The organism is Nostoc sp. UHCC 0870, from assembly GCF_022063185.1.
Lineage (GTDB): Bacteria > Cyanobacteriota > Cyanobacteriia > Cyanobacteriales > Nostocaceae > Trichormus.
In genome coordinates this window covers 6173722-6199948 of sequence record NZ_CP091913.1, presented here as the reverse complement: position 1 = coordinate 6199948, position 26227 = coordinate 6173722, and the positions used below count along the sequence as shown (strand labels likewise).

Here is a 26227-nt window from a genome sequence, read left to right as displayed (position 1 = left end):
TCGCACTAGAATGAAGAAAGCGTAGTCATGGTGTATTATTTGCCACACACCTGAATAGTATAGGAAACGTAGCTACCATCTTTCCCATACTATTCAGGTATCAAACAAAAAAGATAAGGGATTGCTCATGTTTTCAGCAAAACCAAGAATACCGCAATCGCGATGTTCATATATTAATTTTCCTTGAGAATCAAATAGAAAAGTTCCTCCCCGTTGTGTCAAATAAGATGAATCTGGTACATAAGTATTCCAGTTACTCAAAACTTCGGTCATGTTTCTCAGGCGCAGGGTTGCTAGTTCAAAAGGACGCTGAAAGCCTTTTCCTCCAGCAGCTTTGAAAAAAGAACCTTTCATTGGTGGTAAGGGAGTACCGCTCACAACTTCCTCATCAGCAATTAACTGAGGAGCTTTCTTATCACCCTTATAACCCCGAAAAACTTCCTTCAGAGTTCCGGGACTACCAATCCCAGCACACATGAGCATTAAATTCAGCCAAGCTTTTTGTGACGTTGATAGCATAGGGAATTGTATAGATAAACCGTGATAAAGACCTAACAAAGCGTGTATTTCTGCTTTGGTATCCACAAACAACCATTCTTGAGGAAATCCCGTATAGTTACAAAACTTGACCCCAGAATTGCGGTTTCCAATTCCAATAGCGCGAATTGTGATTCCTCTTGCTGCGATCTTTTTTTGTTCTCTTCGTAGCCACCAAGCGTATTCTAAATTATCAAAATCTCCCAACTGCGACCAAATAAGTACGAGCAACTGTGAAGTATTCGACCAACCATCTAAAACGGGTTTAATCTCTCCATCGCTAACTCGCAAGCGTTGAGTTTGACTCAAAATCGAGTAAATATCTGGAGAGTGGGAACTTTTTTGGGTATTCATTTAGGTCAAGCAATAGTCTTCAGATATAATTTTAGGACGTTGACATCCTCCGCACACGTCGCTATTCTTGACCGATAAGCTTCCAGGGATAATTTATGACACAACTAGCTCCCCTACGTATCTGTTCAAAAATCAAATATGAGTCCTATATATCTCATGAAGTTTGAAAAAATGCAATGGTTGCAAATAGCTACTCAGTTTAAAGGTTCAGTTATTTCATCAATATATAAACGTGTTATGGGCTGTGGCTTATTTGGAGTTTTAGTTTCCATACTTTATTATTTAAAATTACCTGTGTCTCAACCAATTTTAGGAACTATTATTCCTAGTATTGTTTTAGGTTTATTATTAGTTTTTCGTACCAATACAGCTTACGATCGATTTTGGGAAGGTAGAAAATTTTGGGGATCTATAGTAAATAACGTCCGTAATCTATCAAGGCAAATTTTAGTATCTGTTGAGGAACTATCTCCAAAAGATAAAGAAAATAAAATTGGGATTTTATATTTATTAGTGGCTTTTGCTGTAGCTACCAAATTACATTTACGTAGCGAACCAGTAAATAATGAGTTAGAAGAATTAATGTCATCCTCTAAATATTTTAAACTTATAAATATGAATAATCCGCCCTTAGAAATCGCTTTTTGGATTGGAGATTATTTACAAAGACAGCATAGTCGAAATTGCCTCAACTCATATCAATTAATATCAATACAAGAATTATTAAACAATTTAGTAGATAGTTTGGGGGGTTGTGAACGGATTTTAAAAACACCCATGCCTCTAGCTTACTCCATTCATTTGAAGCAATTATTATTACTGTATTGCTTGCTTTTACCATTTCAGATGGTACAGAGTTTAGAATGGTGGACAGGCGCAGTTGTAGCGTTAGTGAGTTTTACTTTATTTGGGATTGAAGCCATTGGCTTAGAAATAGAAAACCCCTTTGGTTATGATGCCAATGATTTGCCGTTAGATGCAATTTGTCAGACCATGAAACGCAATATTGATGATTTAATCAGTTTATCTTTGAATGTGCGATCGCCCGAAGATCCCCAATTATCCCTTCTACCTCCTGAATTGTAAATCGGCATTGGGCTAATCAATTCAAAATTCAAAATTCAAAAATTTTGATGGGGTAAATATTTCTCCCTTGTATCCCCTACACCCCTACACCCCTACACCCCTACACCCCTACACCCCTACACCCCTACACCCCTACACCCCTACACCCCTACACCCCTACACCCCTACACCCCTACACCCCTACACCCCTACACCCCTACACCCCTACACCCCTACACCCCTACACCCCTACACCCCTACACCCCTACACCCCTACACCCCTACACCACTACACCCCTACACCCTCCTAATAGCCAGTTCCAACCCTTCGCAGACACCCACGAGAAAATCAAAATCTAACGTAGCAATTGTATCGCTACGTTGATGATAGTGAGGATTTCTCAAAAAAGCTGTATCTGTCACCATCATGGCTGGATAACCTTCATCCCAAAACGGTGCATGATCGCTTAATCTGGTTTGACGGACTATCAAACCTCTGTTTGGCACTGGTAGCCACTGACTTGATATCCCAGCTTGGCGAATACTGCGACTCATGCCGATTAAATCAGGAATTGTGCGTAAATTGCCAATTAAAGCAATAAAATCACCAGTATCTGGATAAAAGCGTTCTAAAGGAGGGGGATAACTTTGGCTGCCAGGGGTAAAATCACGATATCCCAACATTTCTAGAGATATCATCAAGCGTAAAGGTTGCTTTTGTTGTCGCAGTAAGGCTGCATAGTCAGCACTACCCAACAAACCATATTCCTCCATATCAAAAGCCACCAGGCGCAAAGGATATTTAGCTGGCTGTGCTGCAAACTTCCTCGCTAATTCCAGCAGAACCGCCACACCTGTAGCATTATCATCAGCCCCTGACGTTCCCGGTACAGCATCATAATGCGCGCCAATTAAAATTGGAGGTAAATTCTGTTTTTTGGGTGTAGATTGGGCAGGTAGATTAAGAATGAGATTATGAAAATTTCTATTGTTGACAGCAAAGGTGTGGATTTCCACACTTCCCCATTGAGAAAATTCTCGACGGATGTATTCTTGGACAAAGAAATGTCCCGCAGTCGCCATATAAGGATCGCGTTCTCGCGCTATCTCTCGGAGGTAATTATGTAATCTCTCTTGTAAATTCAAGTGTTTAGAAGAGTTTTAATCTCAAATTTTATCGAAAATTTGGGTTGAAAACCCCGTCGTTACTTCGACAGGCTCAGTAACCATCTACGACGGCTTTATCTTTTTATGGTAGCATAAGAGTGTGGTTAATTGGTCGTACCATTTTGTGGTTCGCAGTAGCGTTGTGTAGCAAAGCAATCTACGCGGAGCGTCTTTGCCAGGAGAAAGCCATGATTGTTTACGAGTTTAAAGTTAAAGGTAAAGAAAAGCAATATCAGGCAATAAACGAAGCAATCCGTACCAGCCAATTCATTCAAAATAAGTGCTTGCGCTATTGGATGGATAACAAGGATTCAAAGGTAGATAAGTATGCTTTGAATAAATATTGTGCTGTATTAGCTGCGGAATTTCCTTTTGCTGACGAACTTAACTCAATGGCGAGACAATCGGCGGCCGAACGTTCTTGGAGTGCAATTTCTCGGTTTTACGATAACTGTAAAAAGAAGGTCAAAGGTAAAAAGGGGTTTCCTAAATTCAAGAAAAACTGCCGTTCAGTTGAATATAAATCAACGGGATGGAAGCTAACTCTTACTCGTAAGTCGATCACTTTCTCAGATAAGAAAGGGATTGGTACTCTGAAGCTAAAAGGGACTTACGACCTGAATTACTACGACATCAAGCAGATTAAGCGTGTCCGTTTGGTACGTCGTGCTGTTCGCGTAGCGTCTCGTAGAGATGGCTATTACGCCCAATTTGCAGTTGACGTTGATGCCAGGATAGAAACTCAACCCTCACATCAATTAGTGGGTATTGACTTGGGATTGAAGTATTTCATTGCTGATAATAAAGGCAATGTAGAACCATCCCCCCAGTTTTACCGCAAGTCAGAAAAACAGTTAAACCGTGCAAATCGCAAAAAGTCTCAAAAGTTCAGCAAAGAAAAGAAGAAAGCTCGCGCAAGGCAATCCAACAATTACCACAAAGCTAGAAATAGATATGCCCGTAAACATTTGAAAGTAAGTAGGCAACGAAAAGAGTATTGCAAGAGATTAGCGTACTCCGTTATCCAATCTAATGATTTGGTAGCCTATGTTCGGCGAAGCCGTTGCCGAAGGCTAGATTTAAATGTCAAAGGGTTGGTACGTAATCGACATCTAGCTAAATCAATTAGTGATGCTGGTTGGTCAACTTTCCGCCTGTGGTTAGAATATTTTGGTCAGAAATATGGGAAAGTAACAGTTGCTGTTCCTCCCTATAATACGAGTCAAAATTGCTCTAACTGTGGCGAGAAAGTGCAGAAATCTCTGTCTACAAGGACTCATGTTTGTCCACATTGCGGATATGTGGAAGACAGAGACATCAACGCAGCAATCAATATTTTGAGATTAGGACTCAGTACGGTAGGGCATACCGGAACTTACGCTACAGGAGATTTGCCCTCTTGGGCGATTGGCCGAGGCCTGTCGTCTAACGGCGAGTCTGTGAATGTAGAATCCCCACGCCTTTAGGCTGGGGAGTGTCAAGATGTAGGGATAAAACAAAAAAGAAATACTTATAGGGCGGATTTCCCAACTTAAAGCGGCAATGAAGTTAAGTCAATGGACTACAAGATTTCAGGGTTCTAGGACATACTCAGCATGGTGAATGCTATCCTAGTCTTGCAACTAACTCCTCAAGCTTTAATTCCTCCAATTTTTGCTTCGATGATCTTTAATTATACCATTGAGGCAATTTTACCCCATAGCACTAAGCTAGAGGTAGTTCCGCCCAATCATAATATATATATGTATAAGTCACACTAGGAGAAGAGTAACGCATGGGCAAGGTAGTCGGCATCGACTTGGGTACAACCAACTCAGTAGTCGCCGTAATGGAGGGTGGCAAGCCGGTGGTGATTGCCAATGCAGAAGGAATGCGAACAACCCCCTCCGTAGTTGGCTTCAGCAAAGAAGGCGAACGGGTGGTTGGGCAAATGGCAAGACGGCAAACAGTCCTCAATCCACAAAATACTTATTTTGCAGTTAAACGCTTTATTGGGCGCAAGTACGGCGAACTAAACCCAGACTCGAAGCGTGTACCCTACACTATTCGTAAAGACGACATAGGTAATATCAAGATTGCCTGTCCCCGCCTCAATAAAGACTTTGCCGCAGAGGAAATTTCGGCAATGGTGCTGAAAAAATTGGCAGACGATGCCAGCACCTACTTAGGCGCACAAGTCACAGGGGCAGTAATTACAGTTCCGGCTTATTTTAATGATTCCCAAAGGCAGGCAACCCGCGATGCAGGTAGGATTGCTGGGTTGGAAGTGTTGCGGATTCTCAACGAACCGACAGCCGCATCCCTAGCTTATGGTTTAGATCGGGGTTACACAGAAACCATCTTAGTATTTGACCTGGGTGGTGGAACATTTGACGTATCAATTCTGGAAGTAGGCGATGGGGTGTTTGAAGTTAAATCTACCAGTGGTGATACCCAACTAGGTGGCAATGACTTTGATAAAAAAGTAGTTGATTGGTTAGCAGAGCAGTTTTTAGAAGCCGAAGGTGTAGACTTAAGACGCGATCGCCAAGCTTTGCAACGTTTGATGGAAGCCGCAGAAAAAGCCAAAATCGAACTTTCTGCCGTTAGCGTCACGGATATTAACTTACCCTTCATCACAGCTACGGAAGACGGCCCTAAACATCTAGAAACCCGCCTCACACGTTCCCAGTTTGAAGGTTTGTGTGCTGACTTATTAGGACGTATCCGCACCCCAGTTAAACGGGCTTTAAAAGATGCAGGCTTGCGTCCAGACGACATTGAAGAAGTCGTGTTAGTTGGTGGTTCTACACGAATGCCAATGGTGAAACAACTAGTGCGGGATATGATTGGCATTGAACCCAGCGAAAATGTCAACCCTGATGAAGTCGTGGCGATGGGTGCAGCCATTCAAGCAGGTATCCTGGCTGGGGAATTTAAAGATGTGCTGCTATTGGATGTTACGCCTTTATCTTTGGGCTTAGAAACCATTGGCGGCGTAATGAAAAAGCTGATTCCCCGCAACACCACTATCCCAGTCCGCCGTTCTGATATTTTCTCCACCTCAGAAAATAACCAAAATAGCGTGGAAATCCACGTTGTCCAAGGTGAACGGGACATGGCAGCTGATAATAAATCTTTGGGAAGGTTTAAACTCTACGGTATTCCACCTGCGCCACGAGGTATCCCGCAAATTCAAGTGTCCTTAGATATTGATGCTAACGGGATTTTACAGGTGACAGCCTTAGATAGAACCACCGGCAGAGAACAGAGTATCACGATTCAAGGTGCTTCTACCTTGAGTGAATCAGAAGTCAATCGGATGATTCAGGATGCTCAAAAATATGCTGATGTTGACCGGGAACGCAAAGAAAGGGTAGAAAAGCGCACCCGTTCTGAAGCATTGATTCTGCAAGGCGAACGACAGCTAAGAGAAGTCGCCTTAGAATTTGGAATGCAGTTTGCCCGCAACCGTCGTCAACGCATTGATAATATTAGCCGAGAACTGCGGGAAAGTCTCAAAGAAGATGACGATCGCGGCATCGATCAAGCCTATGTTGACTTGCAAGATGCTTTGTATGAACTGAATCGGGAAGTCCGCGAGTATTATGCTGAGGACGAAGACGACGATTTATTCGGCACAATTCGGGACATCTTTACAGGGGATAAAGACAAAGAACGCGATCGCGACGTTTCTAGAGATAATTATCGAGACAGCTACTCTGAACGCGACTCTTACAAGCGAGACTATAACAGAGATTATGAACGCGATCGCCGTTCTACCTACGATAGTAGTCCCCCTCCACGTCGTTCTGCCCGGCCAAGTTACCAAGATAATTGGGATGAAGATGATGATTGGTTATAAAGGGAATGGAGAATGGAGAATGGGGCATTGGGCATGGAACATATAATCTACATTGCCCCCTACACCCCTACACCCCTACACCCCTATTTCCTGAATTCGGATTTAGTAATTGGTAATCGGTAATTAGTAATTGATATTATCCATTACTAGTTAACGATTACTAAAATCTAAAATTTAAAAGTTAATTAAATGAATATGCAGAATTTGCAGAATTTTCGAGATTACTACGAAATTTTAGGGGTAGATAAAGATGCTACCAATGAGGACATTAAAAAGAATTATCGGCGGTTAGCTAGACAATATCACCCTGATCTCAACCCAGGCAACAAAGCAGCAGAAGACAAATTTAAAGATATTGGGGAAGCTTACGAAGTTCTTTCCGACACCGCTAAACGAGCGCAGTACGACCAATTTAGCCGCTACTGGAAGCAAAAAGGCTTTAGCAAACAAACACCAAAACCTAAAGCTTGGGAACGGACAGCAGAACGCAGTCCCAATCAAAATGTAGATCCTAGCCAGTTTGCTAATTTTGAGGACTTTATTAATCAAGTTGTGGGTGTTGGTGTTCGCCAAGACACTAGAAATGGGGCAAGTAGCAGCACTAATACTGATCCCTTCCGTACCCCAAAAAGTAAAGTTCAATACACAGTTCCTAAAAACCCACCGCGTCCCACTCGTCGGGATATCGAAGCTAGGTTAACCCTACCATTAGAAAAAGCGTATCAAGGTGGAACAGAACGCATTAGACTAGAAGACGGGCGATCGCTAGAAGTTAATATGCCCCCCGGTATGGTGACAGGGCAAAGTGTCCGCCTGCGAAATCAAGGCATCGGTGGCGGCGACCTCTACTTAAAAATTACCGTCGAGCCTCATCCATTATTTAAAGTTGAAGGTTCTAACATATCTTGCCAAGTGCCAGTAACTCCCACTGAAGCAGTCTTAGGTGGACAGGTAGAAGCACCCACTCTAGATGGCCCTGTGAAAATGACCATCCCTCCAGGCGTCAGGTCTGGTCAAAGATTCCGCTTGGCTAATAAAGGTTATCCCACCGAAGATGGTAAACGTGGTGATCAATTGGTCGAAATCCAAATAGTTACCCCGAAAAACATTAGCCAGGAAGAACGAGAACTATACGAAAAGCTACGGCAAATTGAAACCTTTAAACCCCGCGCTGATTTATTAGGTTAAGATTGTGCTTTGAAAAATTCACCTGTTAAATTGTACTACAGCAGTTGACGTAATTCCTCAATTGTGATTGCTGTAATAACATGGCGTAAAATTTCTTTCAATTGTGCTACGTCACTAACTTGATTGATTTGTGGCAGCAATTGCAAGCCATCCTCGCCAAATTTCGCCTCTAAATTAATTTCGATACTAGATATTATTCCACGCCGTTCACCGCGTGCTTCACCGCGTGCTTCGCCTCGTGCTTCCCCACGTGCTTCACCTCGTGCTTCACCTTCACGCAAAATTTCTTGATACCAGGGTGATTCACGTAATACAGTCATATCCCACCTCATAATTTCTTGAACTAAGGAACTCTCTAAAACAAACGTAGCAAAAAAAGCTAAGACTGTTTCTAATTGGTTTAACTGTTCATCTGCACGGAGAATTTGCAATGCTTCTCGAATGAGAGACTCATCCTCACCACCTTTGAGAATGGGAACAAATGGCAATAAGCATGGTAAGGGTTGTTTCAAGGCAATATTCACATCAACTTCCCAAAGGTTAATCACCCGATAATCTTGGATTGCTCGCAACCCTGCCAGATTTGATGTAAAGCTTGTAGGTATTTCTTCGTTACTCGTTTTGAGAATATTGATTAAAACCGGGTAAGTAGGTAAATTATATTTTTCTTCCGCCAATGCTGCATAAGCACGCATTCGGCGTGGCATTTGGCGTTGGTAGCGTAATTGCAATTCGTTGAGAACCAGAAATTCACCGTGTTCAGAACTGGTGACACGGACTAAAATATCACTCTCTCGGCTAATCCACTGAAATTCGGAATTGAGAATTTCTCCCGCAACGATATCAGGCATTTGAGTTACCCATCTTACCCAATTGTCGGGTGCAAGGCTGATTAATTTTTTGGTGCTGACATCTGCGGATTTAGTCATCGGGTAGTTGATACACTCAGTTCAGTCATTAAAATTTATCGTAACTTAGTGAGAGTGGCAGGTTTACAATATTAAGAAACTTGATTGCAAGGTGAATCAAACAGCTGTGAATCAACATGGGGCAATGCCGCAAAGCAATAAACCCAGCTATTACTCTATGCTAGGGCTGCATCCCTCAGCATCAGTTATCGATATTCGTCGCGCTTATCGGGAACTGAGTAAACGCTATCATCCCGATAGCACAGAATTACCTCCTGCTGTCGCTACCCCAAAATTTCAGCAAATTAACGAAGCCTACGCCACCCTGAGTAATCCCGAAAGGCGTTTAAATTATGACATCAAGATAGGTTATTCTCGGTTTGGGGTGATTCAAGCACCGCCTGATTTGCATCATCCTGTCTCTTCTGCTTATGATTACTCAAAATCAGCTTACTTAGATGCCAGCGATCGCCCCCTTTCATCTGGCGAAATTTTTGCTTTATTTATTTTAGCTGTGACTTTGGTAGGTTGTTTACTGCTAGCAGTCACTATTGGCCTAACTCGTGGTGATCAAGCTTTACAAACCCAGATACCACAACCCACAGTTACACTACAACAACCGATTTCTTCTCTGGGGAATGGGGACTGGGGAACTCGGGGCCCCCTCTGGGGATAAGGGGTAATGGGGACTGGGGACTGGGGAACTCGGGTCCCCCTCTGGGGATAAGGGGCAATGGGGACTGGTAAAGTAACTAATGACTATTGACTAATAAACAATTTTGAATTTTTATGTCTATACTTCCCTCAGATACGCCTTTATACAGTCATCCTCTGCCACAAATTGAGCAGTGGTTAAAAGAGCAAGGCTGTCAACAAGATGATACACAACTACATTGCTGGCGCATACAACGACCTAGTTGGCAAGCTGAACTCTGGCTGGATATCGAGCAAATTATCGTGCGATATATTCAAGCTGGGGAAAATGGACAAGATATCCAACGCGCGTTCAAATACTCCCTGAGTCGAGAAGATATCGAACAAGCCGTGTTTTCTGGCCCTTAGCAGTAGTGAGTGCTGAGTGCTGAGTGCTGAGTGCTGAGTGCTGAGTAGTGAGTAGTGAGTAGTGAGTGCTGAGTGGGAACATAAGTCAATATGCTACATTGTCAACCCTGTCACCTGTCACCTATCACCTGTCACCTGTCACCTGTCACCTATCACCTATCTCTAAACCTGTCACCTGTCACCTGTCACCTGTCACCTGTCACCTATCACCTATCTCTAAACCTTACCAAATCTTCGCTCCCTTTGCTGATAAGCACACAAGGCGCGGTGAAATTCAGTGCGGTCAAAATCTGGCCAGAGGGCATCAGTAATGTAAATTTCTCCATAGGCCATTTGCCAGAGGAGGAAATTGGAGAGGCGCATTTCTCCACTAGTGCGGATTAGCAAATCTGGGTCGGAAATTCCGGCTGTGTATAGGTGGCGTTCAAATACTTCTTCAGAGATTTCATCGGGCTGGAGGAGACCTTGCTGGACTTTCTGGGCGATCGCCCGACAGGCTTGTAAAATCTCCTGTCTTCCGCCGTAATTGGTCGCCACAGAAAACCGGATAGCGCGATTATGCTTGGTTTCTTCCATTGAACGGGAAATTTCCGCTTGTAGCGATCGCGGTAAGGCTGCTAAATTGCCTACAAACTGAATCTGGACGTTTTCTTCAACCATTTCTCGCAACTCTTGACGTAACACTCTCTGAAACAGCGTCATCAAGAAATCTACTTCTTCTTGGGGTCTTTTCCAGTTTTCTGTGGAAAAGGCATAAGCTGTTAGTGCCTGAATCCCCCAATCTTTACAACAACGTAGTAAATCCTTGAGGGCATCAACTCCGCGCTTATGACCCATAATTCGCGGTAGACCTTGACGTTTAGCCCATCGACCATTGCCATCCATAATTACTGCAACGTGTTTGGGCAGTAGTTCTCGTTTCAAGTCCAGGGGCAATTCTTGCAGTTCAGTTTGTTGTATTGTCATTTTTTGTCTTGAGAAGCGGTCGAGGGTAATCCAAGTAAACGTGAAGCTAGTTTTAGTGCCTTATTACCAATCTGAAGACCCAAGCTTAACAAACCGGGAGCTACCGCTTCCCGATCTACAGTTGGGGACAATCGAGCCTCTAAAGACTCTTTGAGCTTCCTAATTGTCAATGGCCTATTTAGAGTTCCCCTTTCCGCTAGGGAAATAGAACCAGTTTCTTCTGATACAACGACACAAATACAATTTTCGACGCGCTCAGTAATTCCCATCGCCGCCCGGTGGCGTGTACCCAATTGGCGCGAGGCTGTGCGTCCCGAAAGCGGTAATATTATACCCGAAGATACAATCCGTGAACCACGGATTAATGTTGCGCCATCGTGCAACAGGGTCTTCGGCTGAAAAATTGTGTGTATCAGTTCCTTAGAAACATCCGCATTGAGCTTGACACCAGGTACAGAAAAATCCCGTTCGTCAATGGGGCCAGTTGTTTCCAAAATTAGTAAAGCTCCAATTCGGTTTTTAGAGAGTTCTTTAACCGCTTCCACAATTTCATCTATTACACTATCAGACTTAGGAATGGTCAGATTAGATGGTTGAAACAATTGCCGGAATTCACCTCGTCCCAATTGTTCTAAAAATCGGCGAAATTCTGACTGAAGAGCAACTGCCATTGCTACAGCACAGCCAATCACTAACTTTTCTAGAACAAAATTTAAGAGTGGTAGACCAAACCTGCCGCTTAGTGCTGAGGCTAGCATTAAAACAATGAAACCCCGCACCATCCACAGTGTGCGACGCTCACTAATAATAACTAGTATCACGTAAGTCAACGCCAGCACCAATACAATATCCAGAGTCCCCAGCAGCAAGGACTGAGACCATCCTAGGTTTGCCAGCCATTGCTTCCACCAATCTCTCATGACATCTGGATTACTCTTAATACTTTTAGTTAATAGTCATTAGTCAATAGTCATTAGTCAATAGTCATTAGTCAATATTTATTAACTCATGAACTTTCACACACTGTTTCTTAACTTTTTTCTTCTGGTTGGGACATTTTGTTTAGCTTGCTTCTCCAGAATAATCAAAGAAATTTTAAGTTAAAAGCCAGTTATTCCGGGAAAAATCCCATAAACCCTTGACTTAACTAATGACTAAATAACTAATGACTAATCACTAACACTTCAATCTTTCCGGTAAGCAATCTTGTCGAATTAAATCTTGATAAGTTTCCCGTTGCAAAATTAAGTTTGCTTCGCCATTTGTGACTACAACTGCTGCCGGTCTGGGTAAACGGTTATAGTTGGATGCCATACTGTAATTGTACGCACCAGTTCCCATAACTAGGAGAATATCCCCAGGTTGAGTTTTTGGCAGTTGGGCATTTTTGATTAAAATATCCCCTGATTCACAATGTTTACCAGCGATTGTGACTGTTTCTGTGATAGGCGCAGACAATTTGTTGGCAACGACTGCGCGATAAACTGACTGGTAGGTAATAGGACGGGGATTATCAGACATACCTCCATCTATGGCGACGTAGGTACGAATTTCCGGTATTGTTTTAGATGAACCGATGGTGTAGGCAGTCACACAGGCTGGAGCAATAAGCGATCGCCCTGGTTCTGAGAGTAACTTTGGTAAAGGGAGATTTTCGACTGCACAAGCTGCTTGCACAACTTCACAAATTGCCTTTACCCACTCGTCAATGCTTGGTGGATCATCTGATTCTACGTATTTAATGCCCAAACCGCCACCAACATTTAATTCGGTGATATTTAAACCGTATTTACCCGCATCTCTTAACCACTGCACCATTACAGCCGCTAAATCTTGATGGGGTTGACGCTCAAAAATTTGCGAACCAATATGAGCGTGTAAGCCTACACAGTTTAAATTTGGTTGTTGGCTAACGAACTCAAACACCTGATTTAAATCGTTGGGATCAAAACCGAACTTACTATCTAGGTGTCCTGTACGGATGTATTCGTGGGTATGACATTCAATCCCTGGTGTCAGCCGCAACATGAGCCGGATTGGTGGTATAGACATTGCGTGCAACATCTCCACCAAGGTATGTAATTCATACCAGTTATCGGCAACAATTGTCACACCAGACTCAATAGCAAAAGTCAGTTCTTCACGGGATTTATTATTACCGTGGAGGTAAATTTTTTCAGGACTAATCCCAGCAGTTAGAGCTGTATAAAGTTCACCACCAGAAACGACATCAATTCCTAACCCTTCCGAGGCGATAATCGCATCAACAGCCAGACAATTCCAGGCTTTGGAAGCATATAGTACCTGAGATTCGCCTTGATAATATTTTTGAAAGCTATCTCGATATTGTTGACAGGCTGTTCTGAGGGTTTCCTCATCTAAAATATACAAAGGTGAGCCAAACTGCTGAACTAGGGTTGTGACATCACACCCACCGATTTCCAAGCAACCATCACTATTAACTGTGGCAGTTAGAGGTAACAGTTCTTGGTTGGGCGAAGTATTTGTATTTATGCTCTGGCTTTGAGGTAAATACTGCGTTCCAGCATATTGAACCCCAGCAGGGTGAGTCGATACCATATTTATATAGATTGTCCTTGTTTAAATTATGGGCGTGAGTAAGTCTCCCGATCCCAGTTTACAAAGGGTTTGTATTCTTATCCCAATAAAAGTGATTTTATCTTCTAACTTAAAACTCAAATCATTGACCTCAGAGGATCTAAGTGCAATTTTAGAATTAGATCAAGCCTGTTTTGGGGGACTTTGGACACTGGAAGGCTACCAAAGAGAACTAGATAGTCCCAATAGTGATTTACTGGGAATATTCGCGCCCCACTCCAGCAAAACACTGCTGGGTATGGGGTGCTTCTGGTCGATTTTAGAGGAAGCCCACATTACAATTGTGGCAGTTCATCCCCAATATCAACGTCAGGGTTTGGGGCAGGCTTTAATTTATGCTTTGCTGAAAACAGCTAGCGATCGCAATTTAGAACTAGCTACTCTGGAAGTCCGAGCTTCTAACGAAGCAGCAATCTCTTTATACCAAAAATTTGGGTTCAAAACAGCAGGGCGGCGACGGCGTTATTACCAAGACAACGGTGAAGATGCCTTGATTCTTTGGCTTTCGGATTTACAACAGCCCTCATTTATGGAAAAATTGCAGCACTGGCACAATATGATTGAGGCTCAGTTGCAAAAATCGGCTTGGCAGTTAATTTGATTGTTTGGCTATTTCTGGAGTCTTTCCTTTTAACCCAATCATCAATTTGAGCATAAAGACTTTCAGTATAGGTACACGTTGCAAAAACCATAAACCCAAGCGACGCACAAACACTACTGGCGGAAATTGATTAGAAAACATCCGATCTAACAAATCCGTAAAGCCTAAAATCGTCAGATTCTCCTTTTGTCGCCAACGTTCATACTGCTTGAGTATCTGAAGATTACCAATATCTGCACCTGCTTGATGCGCTGCTTGGATGACTTGCGCTAAGGCGGCTGCATCCCGAATGCCTAAATTTAGCCCCTGTCCACCTACAGGATGACAATTGTGTGCAGCATCACCTACTAAAGCCAAGCGAGGTAGGACATAACGATCGCTTTGCATGAGTTGTACTGGAAACACAAAGCGATCGCCTAATAATTCTAATTTGCCCATATGCTGGCCAAACCTGCGGCTGAGTTCTTGTAAAAATTGCTCGTCATCTAAAGCACACAAGGCTTTGGCTTCTGCATGGGGGGCTGTCCAGACGATCCGGCAACGATTCCCTGGTAAGGGTAAAATGGCAAAGGGGCCACTCGTCCAAAATCTTTCATAGGCAGTATCATTGTGCGATTTTTCTGGTTTAACAAAGGCTACAATGCAAGACTGCCAATACTTCCAGCCGTGAGTTTTAATTCCAACTGCTTGGCGAATAGGCGATCGCGATCCATCAGCTGCTACAAGTAATTTACTCTTAACTGTTTTTACTTGTTCACCAATTTTAATATTTATGACTACCTCGTCCGCCTGGTACTTTGTACTCACTACCTCAGCCGGACACAAATAAGTTACATTCGGGCAATTTTGGACAAACTCCTGCAAAGGTTCTAACAGTGCTTGGTGTTCTGCTACATAACCTAATTCTGGTGTGTCCTGACTAATGTCGGTAGTTGCGAACTCTACTACATCAGGATAATCAGCATCAGAAAGCCGTACTTGGCGGTATTTAGCAATTTGAGGCAGTATTTTATCCCAAATGCCGATGCCTTGGTAAATTAACGCCGATAGCATATGAACTGCGTAGGCTTGCCCTTTGGTGACTGCTAGTGATGCGACTTTAGCTTCAATCAACAGGATATTTAAGCCAGAATCTTTTAAAGCCGAAGCCAAAGTTAAGCCGACAATTCCACCGCCGACAATTACCAAGTCATAATCATATCCCCGCAGTTCTGGCGGTGTCGGTTGAGGGGAACTTGTTTGATTAAGCTGTGTTAGCACCATTGTGAAGAGAAGTTAAGCGATTTTAATTACTATTCTGACGCGATCGCTGTGTTTAGAGCAAGTGATATTGACAGGAAAATGGGAATGTAATAGGTAAACATAACATGATAAGACTGGACATCTAGAACGATATGATGGGAAAGTAGCTTGTTGTACTTTCCGAGGGTACTATCCCGATGCTCTCTACACTACGTGCCGATTTTCGTATTATCTTTGAACGTGACCCGGCTGCCCGTAACTGGCTGGAGGTCTTGTTTTGTTACCCCGGTTTACAAGCCCTGATGTTTCATCGCTTCGCTCACGGGCTGCACAGCATTGCTCTTCCTTTTATTCCCCGTCTCATTTCTCACATAGCTCGGTTTTTGACTGGTATTGAAATTCACCCAGGTGCAACTATCGGACAGGGTGTATTTATCGACCACGGTATGGGAGTAGTAATCGGTGAGACAGCCATCATCGGTGATTATGCCCTGATTTATCAAGGTGTCACCTTGGGAGGAACGGGTAAAGAAAGCGGCAAGCGTCACCCTACCTTGGGCGAAAATGTTGTTGTCGGCGCAGGTGCTAAAGTATTAGGCAATATTCTCATCGGTAATAATGTCCGCATTGGTGCTGGGTCTGTTGTTTTGCGAGATGTTCCTTCAGATTGCACAGTTGTAGGGATACCTGGTCGGATTGTTTATCGTTCAGGAGTCCGTGTTGCACCTCTAGAACACAGCAATTTACCAGATTCTGAAGCAGAAGTCATCCGCGCTTTGGTTGATCGCATAGAAGCACTGGAAGACCAAATACAAACTCTACAGCGTCAACAATCTACGGCTAAAACTCCTGTATTGGTAAGTTACATAGTTAAAGACGGTGAAGCATTACAAGCCGCTCCTGTATGTAGCCTCAGAGATAAAGCAATACAGCAGTTTTTTGATGGAGCAGGGATTTAAACAATTCGTAATTCGTAATTCGTAATTCGTAATTCGTAATTCAAAATGGTTAATTAGGTATTGGGTCAAATCTCCTCTGCTCTTCTGCTCCACCCTGCGGGAACGGCAAAGACTTACTGCGGCTCTGCTGCCTTACCTCCATTTAACAAGTTCTGCGGAATTCCCCATCCTCCTATGAGGTGGGGATGGATAGCAGGTCAATCAAGGGGGTTCAATACCCCGTTGATTGACAATCTTCTTATCATGTCGCGCAATATCTCTGTTTGATTTCTTTCGGTCAATTCACAATATTTTTCTAGATGCTCTTTTTCTCTTTGAGATAACCTCAAGCTAATCTGTGTCATGGTAGCAAATACAATATAGATATGCTACCATTATAGTGGTTGTTGACCCACCCACTCGACTCATAACAAACGGTCACAGTAGCAGTAATATGCTTACCAAGTCTAAGAGCGAGAGAAAGGGGGAAAGACCTCGGTCACTGGTTGGCGTGATTACGTTCTGCCGTAAAAGATAAGCCATACAGAGGTGTACGAGAAAGTAATCAAACTGTCTGCGGGAGGCGGACGGCTGCGCGGGTTCTCCCCATGAGGAGATAAACGGTGCAAACCGAGAGACGCTGTGTAAGACCATTATCGGGTTTAGTCCCGAATATCTTTGTGATATACCCAACGTGGCAACGGCGAATGAGACGCGAAACGATGATGGTTGTTTTATTGAGCGATACGCTTCAGCAAAGCAAGCCGGAGTACTTCACGGATTAACTTCCTGGGTAGACCATGCTTGATTTTCATCACAGTCATAAATACGACGGTTTTGAGGTTCGCCACGTAATTCTAGGTGGTCTACTTGTATGGGGTCTAGTAAAAGTAGGCAAAAATTGGATACTGGTTGATCACGATCAGGTTGTGGCGGTTCAAAGGCGGCTTTTTCTGCTTTGGGTTCACCCGGATCAGGCCAAGCAAATTGCAAACGTGCAGCATCACTTAATTCTTGCCACATAGCAATCCGGGCTGCTTGTAGATGTGGATCAGATTCATCACTGCTCACCAAAGTCAAGTTACCCGCAAGCCGAAATTGTTCTCGCGTGTTAGGAAAATACCAACAAGCCTCTGCCCAAGGGTTCTGCTGTATCTGGTCAATTTTATCACTACGGCGATCGCTAATAAATTTTAGCTGATTGCTTTCTGCCAAGAAACCACGAAAGACGACGGTACGATTAGCTGGACGACCGTTAGCTTTGACTGTTGCTAGTTGCAGATAACGGGCGTAAACAAGGCTACGGTTGCGGTGGAGGGCGTGGGCGATCGCACTTCGCCAAGGAGCTAGTGACATGATTAAGTTTTGTTGCAATTGATCCAGACCAAGATTTAGCGCAAAGTCGGACAATTGGCAATCTTTTAGTTGAATCTAATTGTTTGATATTCCCAATTGTTGATTTGAATTGCGATCGCGGACAAGCTAAATTTTTCCCATACCCATGATTTTTATATTTCAATACTGTTAATAATTGCAACTCAGTATATAAGCTTTCTGGGTAGGAAAAGTCATTATACACCATAAATATATGTGGCAATTTCTACAGTCATGACATAGCGTAAAGTGGAAAAATTTTCAAGCTTTTATCCTCCATCCACTTGGCGTATAGTCGTAATCTGTTCACAAGCAACAACACTTTTGATATGGTTCGAGAGCTGGAAATTAAACGTCAGGGTGCAAAGTTTCCCGAAACTGCACCAGCAGCTAATCCTGTATTTTTTAGAACTTATAGCCGCCGCACAACGGCAGGTTTAAGAGAAACTTGGGATGAAGTGTGCGATCGCACTATCCAAGGTTTAGTGGAGTTAGGTAAACTGACTCCAGAAGAAGCCAGAACTTTAGAAAAAACACAACGCCAACTTAAATCTTTACCCAGTGGTCGCTGGTTGTGGGTAGGGGGTACAGATTGGATCACCAAACCAAAAAACTTTTCTGGTGCGTATAATTGCACCTCTACCAATCTCCAGGATTGGAAAGCCTTCGGGTTGATGATGAATCTAGCCATGATGGGCTGCGGGACGGGAGCAGTCATAGAACCGCAATATATTAATCAACTGCCCCCCATCCGTAATCGTCTTCATGTGATTGTACAGGGAGATGTTGGTAATACAACTAAAGATTTACGTCGTGAATATACACAAACCCATATAGAAGGTGACAGCGTTACGATCCATGTGGGAGATAGCCGGGAAGGTTGGGTGGCATCCTACCAAACTATCTTAGAACTCTCCACAGATGAAAGATTTACTGATGAAGTCCAAGTAACGGTTGATGTTAGTGATGTACGTCAAGCCGGGGAAACCTTGAAAGGTTTCGGTGGTGTGGCGAATCCTGTGAAATTACCCGGATTATATCAGCGTTGTGCTGCCATTCTCAACAAAGCTGTCGGTAGACAATTAAATTCTGTAGAATGCTGTTTGTTGATTGACGAAGCTGCTGTAACAATTGTTGCTGGCAATATCCGTAGAAGCGCGGGTATGCGTCAGTTCATATCTGAAGATCAATTAGGGGCATCTGCCAAAGATAACCTATGGCAACAAGATGAGAATGGACACTGGCGCATTGACCCTGAGCGTGATTCTTTACGGATGGCGAACCACACAAGAGTTTTTCACCGCAAGCCAACATTAGAAGAGTGTGTTGATGCTGTTCGTAAACAATATTACAGTGGTGAAGGCGCAATTCAGTGGGCTGGTGAAGCTGTTGCTAGAGCTAACTGTGATTTGTTAACTACACAAGCTTTGAAAGTTGATTTCTTAAAAGCTTACGAACAAGGGACAGCTAAAGACTGGTTACAAAAACGACACCCTCATCTTGATGAAAAAGAGCTAGAACACCGTTTAAGTAGATACGGATTAAATCCCTGTATTACTGCTGACACTTGGATTCATACAGAAGAAGGTGCGCGACAAGTTAAAGACTTGATAGGTAAACAGTTGAGTGTCTATGTCAACGGAGAATTATTCAGCACTACAAATGATGGCTTTTGGTTGACTGGAGTCAAACCTATTTTCAAAGTGATTACTCAGGAGGGCTATGAATTACGTTTAACAGAAAATCATCAGCTACTTAAAGTGACAGCCCAAACTCAGAAAAAACAGTATACAGAGTGGGTAGAAGCTCAAAATTTATCCCCTGGTGACTATATTTTGGTTCATAACCATCGTGGTGTACAACCTTGGGATAGTTTCGGAACTTTTGATGAAGGCTGGTTAATTGGTAATCTGATTGGTGACGGCAGCATTGCGTCAACACAATGGGGTAAAACAGCCTATTTGAGATATTGGCAAGATAGTCAAGAGGAAATGGGAAAATATGCCGTTACCTTACTCAAAAATGCAGTAAATTATTCAGGTAATACTGATTCTGGTTGCTACCATAAACAGCTAAAACATCGAGTTATTAACTCATCTGGTTTAGCGAAATTGGCAGCTAATTATGGTGTAACTTTAGAACACAAGATGCCAACCGATAAAATCGAGCAAGCTAGCTATGAATTTTATCGTGGTTTTTTACGTGGTTTGTTTGATGCTGATGGTAGCGTTCAAGGTAATCAACAAAAAGGTGTGAGTGTCAGACTAGCACAAAGTAATCTGAAAACTTTGCAGATTGTCCAGAGAATGCTGGCACGCTTAGGAATTATCTCTGCTATTTATCAAGAACGTCGTCCTGAAGCTTATCGTCTTCTTCCAAATAGTAATCGTGAACTAGAATTGTATGCCTGTAAAGCACAGCATGAGCTTGTAATCTCCAACGATAATCTTTATTTCTTTGAGCAGATTGTGGGATTTCAAGAACCTCAAAAAGTCACGCGCTTACAGGAATTGTTGGGTGGGTACAAAAGAAAATTAAATAAAGAGAGATTTGCTATTAAAGTTAAGCAAATTGTATCTGATGGGTTAGAAGCAGTTTATGATTGTACTGTCCCAGGGGCTTCTCAATTTGATGCTAATGGTATCGTTGCTCATAATTGTGGTGAGATAATTGGAGCGGACTTCCACTGCAACTTGGCTGAGATACATCTCAATCAAATTGACCCATTAAACCATAAAGAACAAGAGGAAGCTTTCACGGCTGGGGCATTATCTGTAGCAGCACTTTTAAATCATCAATTCCAAGAACCACGCTATCAATATAGTCGGGAATTAGACCCAATTGTTGGGGTTTCTTTCACTGGTTTATTTGATTTTTTTGTCCATGCTTTTGGTGTGGATTGGTTGCGGTGGTGGGAAGCAGGTAGACCGGAAACACCGCAAGGATTGGAATTTAAATACAAAGAAGCAAAATACTTAACTGATTGGAAAGAGATTGTGCAGCGTGTGGTTTGGGATTATTGCGATCGCCATAATATCAAACGCCCAAATCGCTGTACAACTGTCCAACCCAGTGGCACAAAATCGCTGTTAACTGGTGCTAGTCCCGGATGGCATCCCCCCAAAGCGCAACGGTTTATTCGCCGCATCACTTGCCGTAAAAATGACCCAGTGGCTTTAGCTTGTCTGGAATACGGTTACAGTATCATTCCCTCCCAATCAGATAAAGATGAAAAGGGGAATTTACTGGATGATCCGTTTGATCCACGGGTGACTGAATGGCTAGTAGAAATCCCTGTGGCTGTATCTTGGGCTGATTTACCTGGTGCTGATGTAATTGATATCAGCAAATTTAATGCGATCGCCCAAATGGATTTCTATATGCAGGTGCAGAAATTCTACGTCACTCACAACACCTCTGCAACTATCGAGTTGCGAGAACACGAAGTAGAAACTCTAGGAACTCGCATTTGGGAAGCAATTCACAACGATGAAGGTTACATGAGTGCGGCACTACTGGCTAGATTTGATGATCATCAAACCTTTCCCCGTTTGCCATTTGAGCCAATCTCCAAACAGGAGTATGAGCAGATGTTGCAAGCAGTAGCATCACGCCGCAAAACCGATGATTTCTACACTGTTTTAAGTCGCTACGACTTCGGCGATTTAATGGAAGTCGGCCCCGCAGGCTGTGACTCTGATAAGTGCATGATGCCTGAACAAAGTCCTAATTAATCTAACCCTAGCAGTGGTATGCAAATTTTATGCCACTGCTTTCAAAGGTACACTCTAGGAAACTTTACTTCTATCAGCGTGAGTGCAAATCACGGCAGCAACAAGATAAATTGCACTAAGAAATTCGACTTTGCACTTTTCGTAGGTGGTGGCGAGTACACAACACTGTTTAACTTTGCCAAAGAAGTTTTCAATCAATATAGTCACTTCTAGGCACATCTAAAAAAATACTGCCTAGAAATCTAAGCAGCAAATTATCAATCACAAACATTGTATGACTAGATCGTTAAATTCAAACGTCCAGGTCAATGTATCTTCTCAAATTGACCAAAACCCCGATTTCAAATCTGTCTACGAGTATATTAAGAGACTGTTAAACAGTGACGACACTGATCTAAATGGACTAGAGGTTGGAGAAATGCGCCCCTACTTATTTCGTAAACCCAGAGAAGCAATCGTTTATTCCCTTACGGATAAAAGATGGGAAAAAGGCGTTATTTATTACACAATTGAAATTCAGCAATACTTACCAACGGATACCTTGAAAGCTTTAATGAACAGAGAAGTTTTAGAAGCGTTTAGAAACGAGGATGTTTTGGTAAATTTAGAGCAAAATAGGAATTGTGTAACCGCCACCAAAAGAGGGGTTTACCGTGCGGATAAAATTTTGCTGTGGGTAGAAATTGTGGTAACAGCTATCGTTTTATTGATTTTTCTGTCGTCAAAACTTATTCCTCAGAATGTATCAATAAGAGATAGTCGTCCTGTCCCAGAACAAAAATCTTTAGAGCCACCAAATGACGAAAGAATTAAGCCATAACTAAGCCTTAAGGAGCATTCTAGCTCCTTATTCTTTACTAGAACAGTCTTCCTCAAAGTTCCACAGCCCCGAAACCACCACGCCCACAGCCGTTACCGCACACTCAAGACAGAGTAGGAGCTTTACATCAGCTTTACTATTCAGCAAATCATAAGATGCTCTGAAACAAAGCAAAATTTACACGTTACGATTAGTGAATAAATGCTAATTTTCGCAAAAATTGCAGGAGAGTCTGAATGTTCATAGATGAATTGTCACCAATATTCAAGCAACTGGTTCAACACCCAGCTTCCTTTTTTGGGGGGTTTGTCTCTGGTGTGCTGCGACTCAACCTTGCAGATGATCCCGTTAAAAGTTGGTTAGATAAACAAGTAGGTGCTAACAGTAATTCTACCCAAACAACGGAAGCTCATAACGGTAAAGCTACTGGCCCTCAGTCAATAACAATTGATTAAATATTGCCCAAGTTTATCGCTGGTTGCGTAAAATGCGAAAGGCTGACATTTTACGCACCAGTAAAACTTTTCCAAAATACAATTACCAAGTACAGCATTTCATCAATTAGTAGCTAATTCCCTGCGTACCTCCGCGCCTACCTCCGCGCCCCTCTGCGTTTAAACTTCACCCCTCAATTCACAAAGATTTTAGCCAAAGCGGTGCTAAGTAAAAACCTGGTGCAACAAATCACGATGTGTTAATGCACCATCTATTAAAAATTGAATTTTTTCTGGTGAAATTCGCTGACTATTTGTGTAATGTTCTAACCAAGTTTGACTAATAAAATGGGGATCATCTGGTAAAGTTGCCAAATCCCAACCAGGTATTGTCAAATCTTCCATGAGGCGGTTGACTTTGGGATCATAACTCAGAGCAAAACAGCAACATCCTTCCGCCGCAGCCATAATTAAACTATGTAGCCGCATTCCAATTGCCATCTCGACACCGCGAAACACACCTTTTAATATCTGCGGATCTTCGAGACACAAAATCTGGCTGACATCTGCAAGGTGTGGTTGTATGGCTTGAGCAATTCCTAAATCCTCACTTTTTTGGAATGGCAGTAATAAAATGAAAGCCTGAGTCGCTTTTTGGAAATCGACCAAAGCACGAGTTAAATTAGTGAGGCGTGTAGGAGTTAATTGGGGATGCTGTCTTAAAGTCACCGCTACTCTAGGCGTAGGTAAATTCTCAAGTTCTGGTAAAGGCTTAGATGCTAAAGCCCAAACCGGATCAGGTGCAAGGATGTGGGGAATTTGCCAATCAGACAATAAAGCAGCACTGGCGCGATCGCGTACACTAACTTTAGTACAACCAGCAAAATTTTGCCTTGCCATCCAGCGCGTTTGCGGACGTACCAAAGGGCCAATACCTTGCGCCCAAGCAATAGTTTTCAAACCCATTTTCTGCGCTAACCCCATCAATCCCCCATAATAAAAAGGACTGATGGTGCTGGTAACATCCTGAATTAAACTACCACCACCCCAAATCAAAGCATCACAGGAACGTAAAGCTTGGAGTACGGGTACAATAGCCATGCGATCGTGCGCTTCCACATTATAGCGATCGCGCGTTTCCTCTGGATTACCAGAAAGCACCACAGGTGTAACATGAGATGGTAGCATTTGCAGAAGTGTGGCTAATAAAGCTTCATCACCACCGTTACCTTTGCCGTAATACCCAGATAATAGCGATCGCATCGTTCCCATTGCAAATTTTGGCTGTTGGATTTAAGGTTATCAACTTTTTCTCCCTAGTTGATGAGATGTCAGTAATCTTGGTACAAAAAGTTGAATTGGCGTGTGAGAAGATGAGATGAGTGCTGAGTGCTGAGTGCTGAGTGAGGAGTCAGGAGTGCTGTTAGCGGTAGCGCGGCGTTTAGCCGGTGCTGAGTTACAGTCTAATGACTAATGACCATTGACTATTGATTTTATTTATGAATGCTCTTTCAATTCCTACTTGGATTATTCATATTTCTAGCGTTATTGAGTGGATTGCCGCGATTTGGTTAATCTGGACTTATGGCGAACTTTCAGGAAACCGCAGTTGGTGGGGATTGTCTTTGGCAATGTTACCAGCTTTGATAAGTGCTATGTGTGCTTGCACCTGGCATTATTTCGACAATCCAGACTCTTTAGAATGGTTGGTAACGCTGCAAGCTACCATGACTTTAGTTGGTAATTTTACACTTTGGGCTGCGGCTGTGTTGATTTGGCGTTCTTCCCGTATTCCCAAGACAGTAGCTAATTCTTTTGAATCAAAACCTATTAAATCAGAGCAATGATATCTAAAGACACCCTATTTGCCCTGTCACTGTTTCCTTACTTGGGTTTCTTGTGGTTTATCAGCCGCAGTCCGCAAATGCCCCGTCTAGCATTATATGGATTTTACGGCACTCTGGTTTTTGTGGCTGTGACGATTCCGGCAGGAATATATGCCAAAATCCATTACCACGAAGCTTTAGCTAACATAGATTGGCTACACGGTGGCGCGGAAGTTTTTTTGACGCTTTCTAATATTTTGATTGTCCTGGGTTTTCGGCAAGCAATTAAGCAATTACAGGGACAGGTGACAGGGGATAGGTGACAGGGGACAGGTGACAGGTGACAGGGGACAGGTGACAGGTGACAGGGGACAGGTGACAGGGGACAGGGGACAGGAAGAAGTGTTAAGCATCCCCCCAGTACCCAGTACCCAATACCCAATACCCAGTACCCAATAATTATTAATTAAACAGGGGCGAATTTATATGGATGTAATTCCAGCGATTGATTTACTAGATGGTCGCTGTGTGCGACTTTATCAGGGAGACTACGATCGCTCACAGGTTTTTAGCGAGAATCCTGTTGATGTGGCTAAACAATGGGCGGATCAAGGTGCGACAAGACTGCACATAGTAGATTTAGATGGTGCAAAAGCAGGTAAAGTAGTAAATCTGGGGGCAATTGAAGCGATCGCTCAAGCAATTTCTGTACCAATTGAAATTGGCGGTGGTTTACGCGATCAAGCTAGTGTGCAACAAGTGTTTAATCTAGGTGTACAGTGGGCAATTCTCGGTACTGTCGCTGTAGAACAACCGCAACTAGTACAACAACTCTGTCAAGAGTTTCCCGAAAAAATTATTATTGGTATTGATGCCCGTAACGGACTAGTAGCAACTCGCGGTTGGTTAGAAACTTCACAGGTTTTAGCTACCCAACTGGCTGTACAAATGCAAGAACTAGGTGCAGCAGCTATTATTTACACTGATATTCACCGCGATGGAACTCTAGAAGGGCCTAACATGGAAGCTTTGCGTGAACTCGCTGGCGCAATTTCCATTCCAGTGATTGCTTCTGGGGGAGTCAGTTCTGTCACCGATTTATTAAGTTTGTTGGCTTTAGAACCTCAAGGCGTTACAGGGGTAATTGTCGGGCGTGCCTTGTATACTGGTGATATTTCTTTAAGAGAAGCATTGCAGGCGATCGGGCCAGGACGTATTCAAGATATACCGCCCAATTTAGATTTTTCTTCCTTCGCTTGATATAAAATTTTAAATCAATTATTTTGATTTCTGGAAACCTCAGTAACTCTGTTGTAGTTCTTCCATAGAAAGTTAATCAACGGTTTGAGTATCTTCCTCAATCTTCTCCAACTAAACAAGATTTACGGTAATGGGTTTTCTTCAATTTAGAGACGTAATTAAGTTTACGTCTCTATTTTATTGTGTAAAATTTTTGACAATCTTCTGGAAACAATCGTATCCTAGATGTAGATAAACTTGTCATAAATTACACTATTCTACCTATGTCTAGCCAACAACCTAATCCCA

26 protein-coding genes are annotated in these 26227 nt (G+C 42.9%); 15 read left to right on the top strand and 11 right to left on the bottom strand.

What is annotated here, in order from left to right; genetic code table 11:
• Positions 1-93 precede the first annotated feature (93 nt).
• A complete protein-coding gene (locus tag L6494_RS26290; RefSeq protein ID WP_237990703.1) occupies positions 94-891 on the bottom strand; it encodes a peroxiredoxin-like family protein in 798 nt (265 codons plus the stop codon).
• 156 nt (positions 892-1047) lie between these two features.
• On the opposite strand from L6494_RS26290, the gene L6494_RS26285 reads away from it, so the two are divergent.
• Together L6494_RS26285 and L6494_RS26280 are read left to right on the top strand one after the other, a co-directional pair.
• Positions 1048-1977 carry a bestrophin family protein gene (locus L6494_RS26285; protein ID WP_237996295.1) on the top strand — a complete coding sequence of 310 codons (930 nt, stop codon included), beginning with the start codon at positions 1048-1050 and terminating at the stop codon, positions 1975-1977.
• A gap of 67 nt (positions 1978-2044) precedes the next feature.
• Complete coding sequence (locus L6494_RS26280) at positions 2045-2341, top strand: hypothetical protein (RefSeq protein ID WP_237990702.1); 297 nt, start codon at positions 2045-2047, stop codon at positions 2339-2341.
• On the opposite strand, the gene L6494_RS26275 is transcribed toward L6494_RS26280, so the two are convergent.
• Positions 2254-3102 (bottom strand): M28 family peptidase, encoded by an 849-nt coding sequence (locus L6494_RS26275; RefSeq protein ID WP_237990701.1) that lies wholly within the window; start codon positions 3100-3102, stop codon positions 2254-2256. The genes L6494_RS26280 and L6494_RS26275 overlap by 88 nt on opposite strands.
• 209 nt (positions 3103-3311) lie before the next feature.
• Here L6494_RS26275 and L6494_RS26270 point away from each other — a divergent pair, with 209 nt between their 5' ends.
• The 3 genes from L6494_RS26270 to L6494_RS26260 all read left to right on the top strand — a co-directional run bounded on the left by L6494_RS26270 (position 3312) and on the right by L6494_RS26260 (position 8155).
• A complete protein-coding gene (locus L6494_RS26270; RefSeq protein ID WP_237990700.1) occupies positions 3312-4589 on the top strand; it encodes an RNA-guided endonuclease InsQ/TnpB family protein in 1278 nt (425 codons plus the stop codon).
• A 308-nt stretch (positions 4590-4897) separates the two neighbouring features.
• Complete coding sequence (gene dnaK / locus L6494_RS26265; RefSeq protein ID WP_237990699.1) at positions 4898-6967, top strand: molecular chaperone DnaK; 2070 nt, start codon at positions 4898-4900, stop codon at positions 6965-6967.
• A 195-nt stretch (positions 6968-7162) separates the two neighbouring features.
• Complete coding sequence (locus L6494_RS26260; protein ID WP_237996293.1) at positions 7163-8155, top strand: DnaJ C-terminal domain-containing protein; 993 nt, start codon at positions 7163-7165, stop codon at positions 8153-8155.
• Positions 8156-8190: 35 nt separating this feature from the next.
• Here L6494_RS26260 and L6494_RS26255 read toward each other — a convergent pair whose 3' ends face one another.
• Positions 8191-9084, bottom strand: coding sequence for an Rpn family recombination-promoting nuclease/putative transposase (locus tag L6494_RS26255; protein ID WP_237990698.1), 894 nt, complete (start codon positions 9082-9084; stop codon positions 8191-8193).
• A gap of 124 nt (positions 9085-9208) precedes the next feature.
• Here L6494_RS26255 and L6494_RS26250 point away from each other — a divergent pair, with 124 nt between their 5' ends.
• On the top strand, positions 9209-9739 hold the full coding sequence (locus tag L6494_RS26250; protein WP_237996291.1) for a J domain-containing protein: 531 nt from the start codon (positions 9209-9211) through the stop codon (positions 9737-9739).
• A 113-nt stretch (positions 9740-9852) separates the two neighbouring features.
• Entirely contained in the window at positions 9853-10125 is a 273-nt protein-coding gene (locus L6494_RS26245) for a DUF3143 domain-containing protein (protein WP_237990697.1), read from the top strand.
• Positions 10126-10341: 216 nt separating this feature from the next.
• Here the strand turns inward: L6494_RS26245 and L6494_RS26240 are convergent, their stop codons facing one another.
• The 3 genes from L6494_RS26240 to lysA all read right to left on the bottom strand — a co-directional run bounded on the left by L6494_RS26240 (position 10342) and on the right by lysA (position 13671).
• On the bottom strand, positions 10342-11091 hold the full coding sequence (locus L6494_RS26240) for an isoprenyl transferase (protein WP_237990696.1): 750 nt from the start codon (positions 11089-11091) through the stop codon (positions 10342-10344).
• Positions 11088-12011: a diadenylate cyclase CdaA gene (gene cdaA / locus L6494_RS26235; protein WP_237990695.1), complete on the bottom strand. Its 924-nt coding sequence runs from the start codon at positions 12009-12011 to the stop codon at positions 11088-11090. The genes L6494_RS26240 and cdaA overlap by 4 nt, the downstream gene beginning before the upstream one ends.
• A gap of 256 nt (positions 12012-12267) precedes the next feature.
• Positions 12268-13671 (bottom strand): diaminopimelate decarboxylase, encoded by a 1404-nt coding sequence (gene lysA, locus L6494_RS26230; RefSeq protein WP_237990694.1) that lies wholly within the window; start codon positions 13669-13671, stop codon positions 12268-12270.
• A gap of 94 nt (positions 13672-13765) precedes the next feature.
• Between lysA and rimI the strand changes: the two genes are divergently transcribed.
• A complete protein-coding gene (rimI, locus tag L6494_RS26225; protein WP_237996289.1) occupies positions 13766-14311 on the top strand; it encodes a ribosomal protein S18-alanine N-acetyltransferase in 546 nt (181 codons plus the stop codon).
• Here rimI and L6494_RS26220 read toward each other — a convergent pair.
• Entirely contained in the window at positions 14303-15574 is a 1272-nt protein-coding gene (locus L6494_RS26220; protein WP_237990693.1) for an FAD-dependent hydroxylase, read from the bottom strand. The two genes, rimI and L6494_RS26220, sit on opposite strands and share 9 nt — an antisense overlap.
• A gap of 176 nt (positions 15575-15750) precedes the next feature.
• On the opposite strand from L6494_RS26220, the gene cysE reads away from it, so the two are divergent.
• Complete coding sequence (cysE, locus tag L6494_RS26215; protein WP_237990692.1) at positions 15751-16512, top strand: serine O-acetyltransferase; 762 nt, start codon at positions 15751-15753, stop codon at positions 16510-16512.
• A 197-nt stretch (positions 16513-16709) separates the two neighbouring features.
• Here cysE and L6494_RS26210 read toward each other — a convergent pair whose 3' ends face one another.
• The 3 genes from L6494_RS26210 to L6494_RS26200 form a co-directional block, all read right to left on the bottom strand.
• Positions 16710-16856, bottom strand: a complete 147-nt coding sequence (locus tag L6494_RS26210) for a ribbon-helix-helix protein, CopG family (protein ID WP_237990691.1) — start codon at positions 16854-16856, stop codon at positions 16710-16712.
• Between the two features lie 409 nt (positions 16857-17265).
• Positions 17266-17847, bottom strand: coding sequence for an Npun_F5749 family FMN-dependent PPOX-type flavoprotein (locus tag L6494_RS26205; protein WP_237990690.1), 582 nt, complete (start codon positions 17845-17847; stop codon positions 17266-17268).
• Positions 17792-18073 (bottom strand): hypothetical protein, encoded by a 282-nt coding sequence (locus L6494_RS26200; RefSeq protein WP_237990689.1) that lies wholly within the window; start codon positions 18071-18073, stop codon positions 17792-17794. The genes L6494_RS26205 and L6494_RS26200 overlap by 56 nt, the downstream gene beginning before the upstream one ends.
• A gap of 121 nt (positions 18074-18194) precedes the next feature.
• On the opposite strand from L6494_RS26200, the gene nrdJ reads away from it, so the two are divergent.
• The 3 genes from nrdJ (at position 18195) to L6494_RS26185 (ending at position 22874) form a co-directional block, all read left to right on the top strand.
• A complete protein-coding gene (nrdJ, locus tag L6494_RS26195) occupies positions 18195-21599 on the top strand; it encodes a ribonucleoside-triphosphate reductase, adenosylcobalamin-dependent (protein ID WP_237990688.1) in 3405 nt (1134 codons plus the stop codon).
• A 274-nt stretch (positions 21600-21873) separates the two neighbouring features.
• A complete protein-coding gene (locus L6494_RS26190) occupies positions 21874-22419 on the top strand; it encodes a hypothetical protein (RefSeq protein WP_237990687.1) in 546 nt (181 codons plus the stop codon).
• Between the two features lie 236 nt (positions 22420-22655).
• The gene (locus tag L6494_RS26185) at positions 22656-22874 is read left to right on the top strand and encodes a hypothetical protein (RefSeq protein ID WP_237990686.1); all 219 of its coding nucleotides are present in this window, start codon (positions 22656-22658) and stop codon (positions 22872-22874) included.
• Positions 22875-23078: 204 nt separating this feature from the next.
• Here L6494_RS26185 and csaB read toward each other — a convergent pair whose 3' ends face one another.
• Positions 23079-24116, bottom strand: a complete 1038-nt coding sequence (gene csaB / locus L6494_RS26180) for a polysaccharide pyruvyl transferase CsaB (protein WP_237990685.1) — start codon at positions 24114-24116, stop codon at positions 23079-23081.
• 236 nt (positions 24117-24352) lie between these two features.
• Between csaB and L6494_RS26175 the strand changes: the two genes are divergently transcribed.
• The 3 genes from L6494_RS26175 to hisA all read left to right on the top strand — a co-directional run bounded on the left by L6494_RS26175 (position 24353) and on the right by hisA (position 25939).
• Positions 24353-24700: a DUF2499 domain-containing protein gene (locus tag L6494_RS26175; protein WP_237990684.1), complete on the top strand. Its 348-nt coding sequence runs from the start codon at positions 24353-24355 to the stop codon at positions 24698-24700.
• Positions 24697-25002 carry a DUF3593 domain-containing protein gene (locus L6494_RS26170; RefSeq protein ID WP_237990683.1) on the top strand — a complete coding sequence of 102 codons (306 nt, stop codon included), beginning with the start codon at positions 24697-24699 and terminating at the stop codon, positions 25000-25002. The genes L6494_RS26175 and L6494_RS26170 overlap by 4 nt, the downstream gene beginning before the upstream one ends.
• Before the next feature lie 163 nt (positions 25003-25165).
• The gene (gene hisA / locus L6494_RS26165) at positions 25166-25939 is read left to right on the top strand and encodes a 1-(5-phosphoribosyl)-5-[(5-phosphoribosylamino)methylideneamino]imidazole-4-carboxamide isomerase (protein ID WP_237990682.1); all 774 of its coding nucleotides are present in this window, start codon (positions 25166-25168) and stop codon (positions 25937-25939) included.
• Positions 25940-26227: the final 288 nt, after the last annotated feature.

Bases quoted from the DNA above. Each gene is read 5' to 3' on its own strand.
- L6494_RS26290 (WP_237990703.1), bottom strand. From the start codon at position 891: ATGAATACCCAAAAAAGTTCCCACTCTCCAGATATTTACTCGATTTTG.
- L6494_RS26285 (WP_237996295.1), top strand. From the start codon at position 1,048: ATGAAGTTTGAAAAAATGCAATGGTTGCAAATAGCTACTCAGTTTAAA.
- L6494_RS26270 (WP_237990700.1), top strand. From the start codon at position 3,312: ATGATTGTTTACGAGTTTAAAGTTAAAGGTAAAGAAAAGCAATATCAG.
- dnaK (WP_237990699.1), top strand. From the start codon at position 4,898: ATGGGCAAGGTAGTCGGCATCGACTTGGGTACAACCAACTCAGTAGTC.
- L6494_RS26260 (WP_237996293.1), top strand. From the start codon at position 7,163: ATGCAGAATTTGCAGAATTTTCGAGATTACTACGAAATTTTAGGGGTA.
- L6494_RS26255 (WP_237990698.1), bottom strand. From the start codon at position 9,084: ATGACTAAATCCGCAGATGTCAGCACCAAAAAATTAATCAGCCTTGCA.
- L6494_RS26250 (WP_237996291.1), top strand. From the start codon at position 9,209: ATGCCGCAAAGCAATAAACCCAGCTATTACTCTATGCTAGGGCTGCAT.
- L6494_RS26245 (WP_237990697.1), top strand. From the start codon at position 9,853: ATGTCTATACTTCCCTCAGATACGCCTTTATACAGTCATCCTCTGCCA.
- L6494_RS26240 (WP_237990696.1), bottom strand. From the start codon at position 11,091: ATGACAATACAACAAACTGAACTGCAAGAATTGCCCCTGGACTTGAAA.
- cdaA (WP_237990695.1), bottom strand. From the start codon at position 12,011: ATGAGAGATTGGTGGAAGCAATGGCTGGCAAACCTAGGATGGTCTCAG.
- lysA (WP_237990694.1), bottom strand. From the start codon at position 13,671: ATGGTATCGACTCACCCTGCTGGGGTTCAATATGCTGGAACGCAGTAT.
- L6494_RS26220 (WP_237990693.1), bottom strand. From the start codon at position 15,574: ATGGTGCTAACACAGCTTAATCAAACAAGTTCCCCTCAACCGACACCG.
- cysE (WP_237990692.1), top strand. From the start codon at position 15,751: ATGCTCTCTACACTACGTGCCGATTTTCGTATTATCTTTGAACGTGAC.
- L6494_RS26210 (WP_237990691.1), bottom strand. From the start codon at position 16,856: ATGACACAGATTAGCTTGAGGTTATCTCAAAGAGAAAAAGAGCATCTA.
- L6494_RS26205 (WP_237990690.1), bottom strand. From the start codon at position 17,847: ATGTCACTAGCTCCTTGGCGAAGTGCGATCGCCCACGCCCTCCACCGC.
- L6494_RS26200 (WP_237990689.1), bottom strand. From the start codon at position 18,073: ATGGTGTATAATGACTTTTCCTACCCAGAAAGCTTATATACTGAGTTG.
- nrdJ (WP_237990688.1), top strand. From the start codon at position 18,195: ATGGTTCGAGAGCTGGAAATTAAACGTCAGGGTGCAAAGTTTCCCGAA.
- L6494_RS26190 (WP_237990687.1), top strand. From the start codon at position 21,874: ATGACTAGATCGTTAAATTCAAACGTCCAGGTCAATGTATCTTCTCAA.
- L6494_RS26185 (WP_237990686.1), top strand. From the start codon at position 22,656: ATGTTCATAGATGAATTGTCACCAATATTCAAGCAACTGGTTCAACAC.
- csaB (WP_237990685.1), bottom strand. From the start codon at position 24,116: ATGCGATCGCTATTATCTGGGTATTACGGCAAAGGTAACGGTGGTGAT.
- L6494_RS26175 (WP_237990684.1), top strand. From the start codon at position 24,353: ATGAATGCTCTTTCAATTCCTACTTGGATTATTCATATTTCTAGCGTT.
- L6494_RS26170 (WP_237990683.1), top strand. From the start codon at position 24,697: ATGATATCTAAAGACACCCTATTTGCCCTGTCACTGTTTCCTTACTTG.
- hisA (WP_237990682.1), top strand. From the start codon at position 25,166: ATGGATGTAATTCCAGCGATTGATTTACTAGATGGTCGCTGTGTGCGA.